Origin of the sequence: Bradyrhizobium sp. AUGA SZCCT0222 (assembly GCF_018130205.1) — a bacterium.
Taxonomy (GTDB): domain Bacteria; phylum Pseudomonadota; class Alphaproteobacteria; order Rhizobiales; family Xanthobacteraceae; genus Bradyrhizobium.
In genome coordinates this window covers 62299-69385 of record NZ_JAFCLX010000039.1, presented here as the reverse complement: position 1 = coordinate 69385, position 7087 = coordinate 62299, and the positions used below count along the sequence as shown (strand labels likewise).

Genomic DNA, 7087 nt, shown 5'->3' with positions numbered 1-7087 from the left:
CGTAAACCAGCGTCCACCGCAACCCGTCCAACGTCCGTGACGACGGCCGACGCCCTTCTGAGTAGGACGGGATGGCCAACATATGCACCTGATTTTCATTCTGGTAAACAGAAATATTTTTTATTTCGGGGCTTGACACGAATTCTGAAACGCAGAAGTGATTTGCCCGTCGAGGCTGGGCAAGTACTCAGCAACGCTGTCGCCGCGTAGAACGTCCTTCCTTTTCGTGCCCTTCATGGGGGAATGACGGAATTTTTCTCCGTCGCGTGGCTTGAGATGAGGAATGAATTCTACTGTCTCAAGAGCGGATCGAGTTCTTGCCCAGCCTCGTCGGGCAAAACGGCCATGTCGTTCACATCACTCCCGACAAGGCGAGTTACGCAGATAGCTTGATCTCCGGGCTTGTCCCTGCTTCGCCGTTATCGGTCCCTGACCGGACCAGTTCATAAACCTGAAACTCGGCCGCAAAGCCTTTGGGCTTGATGCGATCAACGGCGCGAAACACGAAACGCGAACCAACCCGCTGCTTGACGGCCTCGCTCACCAGCGTCGACGTCCCATAGTTCTTGTTAAGGGATTCAAGGCGCGCGGCAAGATTCACCGTCGCTCCCAGAACGGTGTAGTTCATCCGATCCAACGATCCGATATTCCCCACCACGACATCGCCGACATGCAGGCCAAACCGCGTGTTGTAGACCGGCCATCCCTCGCGCTCGAACGCGGCGTTGAGCTCACGGTTGGCATCGATACAGGCGAGCACGGCCTTGCAGGCATTGGCAACATGATCCTCGTCCTCGATCGGCGCGTTCCATATCCCCATCACGGCGTCGCCGATGAATTTGTCGACCGTGCCCTTGTTCGCCATGATCGCCTCGGACATGGCGGCGAAGTAGCGCGAGGTGTAAAGCATCACCTGGGTTGGATCCCTGTGCTCGGTCAGCCCGGTGAAGTTGACGACGTCGGTGAACAGGACGGTCACCTCCCGGCGCCCGCCTCCGAGCGTCATCGCGTCGCCGGTTTCCACGAGCTGCTGCACCAGGCGTTTTGGGACGAAGTGCGAGAAGGTCTGCACCAGCGTGCGCATGGTGGAGACCGAACGGCCGAGTTCATCAATTTCGCGGATCGTGGAATGCACGGATGGACCGACCGCCGGCTGGAACCGCTGGATCCGGTCGGTCTCGTCCGCCAGCGCCCGCAGCGATTTGGACAGAATCGAACCGATGACGAAGACGATCGGCACCATGGCTGCGACGAATCCGAGCGTGGCGACAAACAGCCGTCGGCGCTCGGAGAGGATACTGGCGAAGAACTCATCGACCGGCGCCACCACCGCGACGCGGAGGTTGGCCGGACCCGAACGGGGGATGGTCTGGAATGCGGCGGCGTACAGCCGGCCCGCCGGGTCGTTAAAGAACTGTTCGGAAATCCCGTTCGCGCGCCAGGCACGGATCGCCCTGAGAACTCCCGCCATATCGGTCTCACGCAGGCTCGGAACAGTACCCGACACCTCTCTTCCCAGCATTTCCGACATCCGGGGATGGGCCAAAATGCGATCGTCATCGTCAAACAGGAAGGCGACGCCGGAGTCCGTCAGCTTCTCCCTTTTCAACACCTCCTGCGTCGCATCCATCAGCAGGTCGCCCGCGATCACGCCGCCCCTGCCCGCTTTCAGCGCGGACTGCACGGTATAGCCCTGCTTTCCGGTCGCGAAGAAAATGTACGGTCCGGTGAGCCAGCTGCCATCGCGGCGCTCAGCGTCTTTGTACCAAGGGCGCTGGCGCGGATCGTAATCGAGCGGCCCCGGCAACTCCCTGATTATTTCGAGCGTCTCTGACAGAAACAGCCTTCTTGACTTGACGCGAGCAGAATCGGACCGCGAGATCACGACCAGCCGGAACGCGGCCTGTTCGGGTGCCTCCAGCCGCGCGCGCGAGTCCCGACCGGTACCGCCAATATCGTCCATCTCGATGAACGAGCCATCGTCGTAACCGACATACAGGCTGAAGAGCTGTGTGTTGTTCTTCACCATGGCTGCGAGCAGAGCATACAGCCGCGGATTATCCTCGATTTCTGCGGACTGGATCGGCGGCAGCGCGTTGAGAATTTCGAGATTGTCCCTCACCAGTTTCAGTTGCGAGCCGATCCGGTCCGCCGACGATTCGGCCACCTTGCCGATGAACTGGCTGGCGGCCGCATTAGTGACCGCGGTGATCCGCTCAAAGCTGAGATAGACCAGCGCCAGACCGATGACGAGAACGATCGCGACGAACAGCGTGATGACGGAGGTCTTGAACCCGAGCCGTAGGCTTCTGTTGTTCGTCATCGAAGCACCATCGATCACTCCACTCAGAACGGATTGACGTAATTCGTGATCGCAATCTGGCGCAGCAGCACCTTGCGGATGACGTGCGCCAGCTTGACGTGTTCGGTGAAGATGGCGGCATCGCCGGCGCTGCCGGCGGGCAAACTCCGGACCAGATGCGCGTCGTCGAGCCGGATACGAACAACAAACGGCACGGAGGCAATATTTTTGGGCGTCACGGCCAGTCCCGAAGCCTGCACCTGACCGGTCGCGACCGCCTGAAGGACGCTCTCGACCTTGCCGCTGTAGATCTGCCCCGGCTTGAACTTGAACGTCGCCTCGACGACTTGGCCTGGTTCAATGTAGCGGGCATCGATCTGCGCGATTTCGACACCAACGATACTGTCGGATGTATCGATGAAGGCCATCACCGGGGCCAGCGGCAGGTTGGCGACGCGGGCGCCCTTGCGCAGCGCGACGTTGGTGACATAGCCATCGCCCGGCGCGCGCACAACCGTCTTGTCCAGATTCCATTTCGCGCCTTCGAGTTGCGCCTTGAGCTGGTCGACTTCGGACTGGCGTTGCTCGACGTCGAAACCGCGGCCGGAATCACGCTCGAACAATTGCGTCATCTGGGCGAGACGCGTCGCCGACAGCTTCAGCTGCGCTTCGATTGCTTTGACCTGCGCCTCGAAAGGTACGGGATCGATGCGGAACAACACATCGCCCGCCCGCAGCGGCTTGTTCGCCTCGACGGGAACGTCGATCACTTCGCCGGCCACGCTTGGCACAACCGCGACCGAATTGCGCACCACCAGCACGGGTCCCTGCGGTGCGCCCCACCCCATCGGAATGAACAGACCGAGATTGAGCAGCAGGAGGACGATGAACGGCGACACCTTCCAGAACAGATTGAAGCTGATGACGCCAAACTTCACCAGTGCAAACAGCAGGACGAGGTAGACGCAGAGCATCGCCACGATCATGGGGCACGCTCCTGCGAATGCCGCGCCGGTACGTCAACGTAAGCCCAGATCAGCGCCAGCGGCCACAACGCAAAGCCGCAGATCAGCGTTACCCAACCTGCCACCGTCACCGCCTCGGCCCAGGGATGCCCGCGGCTCTTGGCGATATGCCCGGGCAGCCAGCCGGCGATGCAGAACACGCCGACCACACAGGCGGCGAGGATGATCAGGACAATCCAGGCGAAGATATCGAGGCCGCTCATGATGCCTCGCTAACTGACGCGCTGCACCGGCGGCGGCGTCCAGGAGCCATCCAGAACGGACGCTTTCGGCCAGTACGCGCGCACGTAGAGTGAGAAATCGCCCTTCGGAGCCGGCAGCCAGTTGGCGCGCTGTGTGGGATCGGCCGGCGCCTCGGCCTGCACGTAGATGGTGAGCGAACCGTCTGCGGCAGGCTTGAGATCCTTGTTCTTGGTGCCGACCGAGAAGCGGTTGATCGGGTTTGCGACAAAGAAATGGTGCTGGTTGTAGATCGAGAGCGACCAGAAGCCATTCACGGGAGGCGTGCCGTCCTTCGCGAACGTCACGGCGTAGCGGTTGGAATTGTTAAGCCGCGCCCCCGAGGCGTCGAGGTCCTGATAGAAATATTTGGTTTCGTTTGGCGAATTCACCAGGATGTTCGATTTGGCCACCGCCGTCCGGGTGAAATAGTCCGTCCCAAACGCCGACTCGTTGGAGATGGTGCTCCAGTTATGCGGCAATTGCTGACCGTAGTTTCGGAACTGGAACAACGGGTTCACCAGCTTCTCTTCCGCATCCCTGGCGGCCTCGATCATCGCCTGCCTTATTTTTGGATTATCCTTGGCGGCAGCCAGTACCGCGAGCAGCTGTGCATAGCGCGCTTCCTCGCCCGGCAGCGGCGGCGCATCGGCGAATACGGTCGGAAGCTCGTCGAAAAACTTCTCAGGGAGCACCCATCGCGTTTCCTCTTCGCCGGGAGGCGCGCCGGCTACCTTGGGCAGCTTGCTCCACTCCGTGCTCTTCATCCGCCCGTCATAGTCAGCGAGCGGATACATCGCGATACCGGTCAGCACGCCCTGAATCGTACGCTTGTCTTGCGGCGTGTCGTCCTGAAAAACGCGCGGCGCAACAAGGCCGGTATTGCTCGAGGCGCGGAATACGCGGGTGATTCCCTTTGGTACCTCACCGCTCCAGTTGGGTCCGACAAGGAGGTAAAAGCCGGGCACGGTGCCGTACATCTTGCCGAGCTGAACGAAGCTGTCAGTGCGCAGATCGACAATCTGATACACCCAAAAGCGATCGCCGAAATCCGGCACCTGGACCACCACCGGAGAAACATCCAGTGCGATCATGCCGAGGCCGTAGACGACGTCCTGGTTCGGGCACGCGACATTGCGCTCTTCCGGATCGACATAGTCCATCAGCATCGTGAGGCGGTTGAGCGGCGCCTCGAGCAACGGGCCGACATACCTCTGTTCCGTCATCTTCGAGAACGCAAGCCGGCGGTTATAGATATTGACCAGCGGCCAGGCCCAGAAGAAGGCGTCGCGCGCGACGTGGGCGGCATAGGCCTCGGTGATCTTCACACGCGCATCCGGACCGGATGGCAGCGCGCGAGCCCAGCCAGGCGATGGCGGCAGCGGCTGCGGATTGAGCGACGAGGACTCAGCGTTGGCGGCGGACGAAGTACTCCCCGCCAGTACTGACGCGATTGCGAGCGTCGTCCCGGTGAGCAGGATATTTCTGCGATCGGGATTTGCGTTGGTGATCATTGTTTCAATTCCCATAAGCGTTGTCCTTGTGACGCAGCCGTCAGCTCCCCGAATGCAAATGCCGCAATAGCTTCTGCCTCATTTGCTGCCCCCTATCGTCGATGCAGTGATCGCTTCCACGTCCGGTAGCTTCCACACCTTGTCGAAGAACTCCTTCTTCGGACCGTAGAGGCGGAACATCAGCTCGAACTTGCGGGCGGGATCGGTCGGTATCCAGTTCGTCTCCTGTCCGGCGGGTGCCTTGGCGCCAAGGAAGATGTCGACGGAGCCGTCGGAATTCTTCTTTATGTCGGTCGCGTTCGACGCGCGGCTGGCGCGGTCGACGTTCTTGATCAGCGCATGCGTGTCCCGATCATAGGCGGTCAACGACCAATATTGCTCGATCGGCACGCCCGCGGGAACACGGAGACGATACGTCTTTGAGCCGTCGTAATCGGCGCCGTCCTTGTCCTTGATGTTGATGAGGTAGAATTGGCCGGCACCCAGCCGCTTGATGCCGATATAGGCATAGTGATAGGTGATCCCGCGCCAATCCACGGGATAGTCGTTCGCTCCCTCAAACTCCTCGTTTGCTCCCTTGAGCAATTCAGGATGCGTGGGAAACGTCCAATGCGTGCCTTCGAAGAACTGAGGCGGGGCGGCGTCGTATTTGGCGGCCATCCACGCATGGGCGTCGGCGATACCCTCCTTCATGGCCTGCTTCGTCTTTGCGTCCGGGGTGAAGGGTTTACCTTTCTCGATGCCGATCGTACGCAATTGGTCGATCATCGCGCGGTCACGACCCAGCCATGGCTCGCTCTGCACCATGCGGTCGAGGTTTACGAAAAAGCTCTCGTCGTAGCGAATGGTTGTGTCGAACAGGACATCCTTCACGTCCGTGAAAACGGTCGGAGGCGCGTTGGATGCCTGCGACAATGGATAAACCTTGAGCCGCTTGGCATAGGCCACGGAGTTCGCGACGTCCGTCTCGCTGTGGCTCTTCAGGTTGGAGCGGATCAGGGCGTAACTGCCCCAGGTATTCGGCTGCAGCGCTTCATGGCCCGCCGGCACCTGCCCCTTGTAACCGGGCGGCAGCATCAGCAGCTTGACGCCAGCCCCCTTGTCCACGCCAAGCAGGCCACCATCCTCCAGCGGCATCTGCCAGACATTGACAATGTTGGCGTTGAGCGATCCGGTCGCGTCCGCAGGCGGGATCTCGATCACGATCGGCCCGACATCTTTGGTGTTGAGGAACGTCATGAAATAGAGTGTGTCGGGATTGGGCGTCAGCGTCTGGTTCTTCCAGTCGAGCGGCTTGCCCCAATAGATCACCTGATTCACCTTGCCCGGAGTCTTGGTCAGCATTTCCTGCAGCATCAGGTCGTAATTGACGACGGGCATGCCCCAGATCGCCGCTTCGACGGCGCGGCTGCGGACCAACCGTTCCTGCGGTGTCGATTGCGCGACCGCATTTCCCGCAAGGCAGGAAAGCGCAAGTGCGACAAACAGTTTCTTGCTCATCGTTGTTCTCCTCAAGCTCTGGTTGCTGTTTGTGTCGCAAGCGAAAGTGCCTGACGAACGTCTCCGAACGCGATCATGAGGCCTGCAAAATAGATCGCGATGAAAAGCGCCTGACCGAGCAGCCACGCATTCTTTCCGGTTGCTATTGGCGAGTAGTAGTAGCTCGGCCATATCGCATCGAAGACGAAGTAACCGGGATAACCGACGGCGAAGACACCCAACAGCCCGACGATGCAAAGCCACAGCGCCGCCGAGCCTTCGGCCGCTGGTCGTGTTGGCGATACTCGTGCGGCCAGCATCAGCGTGAGACCAATTGCCACCATGCCGAGCCCGCCAGCTTGCACGGCCGCGACCGACAGCGTCCACGGGCAGGCCCACCACAGCGTGATATTCTGCATGAACAGCGCACCGTTCGGCCAGCGAGAGCCCGCGCAGTAGTGCGCGATGATCCCGAAGGTAAGGAACACACCGAAGATGAAGAGGCCGAGACCCCATCTTGCGAATCGTGCACCGATAATCAATGCGCC

6 protein-coding genes are annotated in these 7087 nt (G+C 60.4%); all 6 read right to left on the bottom strand.

What is annotated here, in order from left to right; translation table 11 throughout:
* Window positions 1-376: 376 nt before the first annotated feature.
* The gene (locus JQ629_RS27615; protein WP_212415298.1) at window positions 377-2323 is read right to left on the bottom strand and encodes an adenylate/guanylate cyclase domain-containing protein; all 1947 of its coding nucleotides are present in this window, start codon (window positions 2321-2323) and stop codon (window positions 377-379) included.
* Between the two features lie 23 nt (window positions 2324-2346).
* Window positions 2347-3288, bottom strand: coding sequence for an HlyD family secretion protein (locus JQ629_RS27610; protein ID WP_212415297.1), 942 nt, complete (start codon window positions 3286-3288; stop codon window positions 2347-2349).
* Window positions 3285-3530, bottom strand: a complete 246-nt coding sequence (locus JQ629_RS27605; protein WP_212268884.1) for a DUF3302 domain-containing protein — start codon at window positions 3528-3530, stop codon at window positions 3285-3287. Before JQ629_RS27605 ends, JQ629_RS27610 begins: the two co-directional genes overlap by 4 nt.
* Window positions 3531-3539: 9 nt before the next feature.
* On the bottom strand, window positions 3540-5060 hold the full coding sequence (locus JQ629_RS27600; RefSeq protein ID WP_212415296.1) for a DUF1254 domain-containing protein: 1521 nt from the start codon (window positions 5058-5060) through the stop codon (window positions 3540-3542).
* 78 nt (window positions 5061-5138) lie between these two features.
* On the bottom strand, window positions 5139-6560 hold the full coding sequence (locus JQ629_RS27595; RefSeq protein ID WP_212415295.1) for a DUF1254 domain-containing protein: 1422 nt from the start codon (window positions 6558-6560) through the stop codon (window positions 5139-5141).
* An 11-nt stretch (window positions 6561-6571) separates the two neighbouring features.
* Window positions 6572-7081 (bottom strand): hypothetical protein, encoded by a 510-nt coding sequence (locus tag JQ629_RS27590; protein WP_212415294.1) that lies wholly within the window; start codon window positions 7079-7081, stop codon window positions 6572-6574.
* Between the last annotated feature and the right edge of the window lie 6 nt (window positions 7082-7087).

Excerpts from the sequence above, each read along its gene's own strand:
- JQ629_RS27605 (WP_212268884.1), bottom strand. The coding sequence starts at position 3,530 with ATGAGCGGCCTCGATATCTTCGCCTGGATTGTCCTGATCATCCTCGCC.
- JQ629_RS27600 (WP_212415296.1), bottom strand. The coding sequence starts at position 5,060 with ATGATCACCAACGCAAATCCCGATCGCAGAAATATCCTGCTCACCGGG.
- JQ629_RS27615 (WP_212415298.1), bottom strand. The coding sequence starts at position 2,323 with ATGACGAACAACAGAAGCCTACGGCTCGGGTTCAAGACCTCCGTCATC.
- JQ629_RS27610 (WP_212415297.1), bottom strand. The coding sequence starts at position 3,288 with ATGATCGTGGCGATGCTCTGCGTCTACCTCGTCCTGCTGTTTGCACTG.
- JQ629_RS27595 (WP_212415295.1), bottom strand. The coding sequence starts at position 6,560 with ATGAGCAAGAAACTGTTTGTCGCACTTGCGCTTTCCTGCCTTGCGGGA.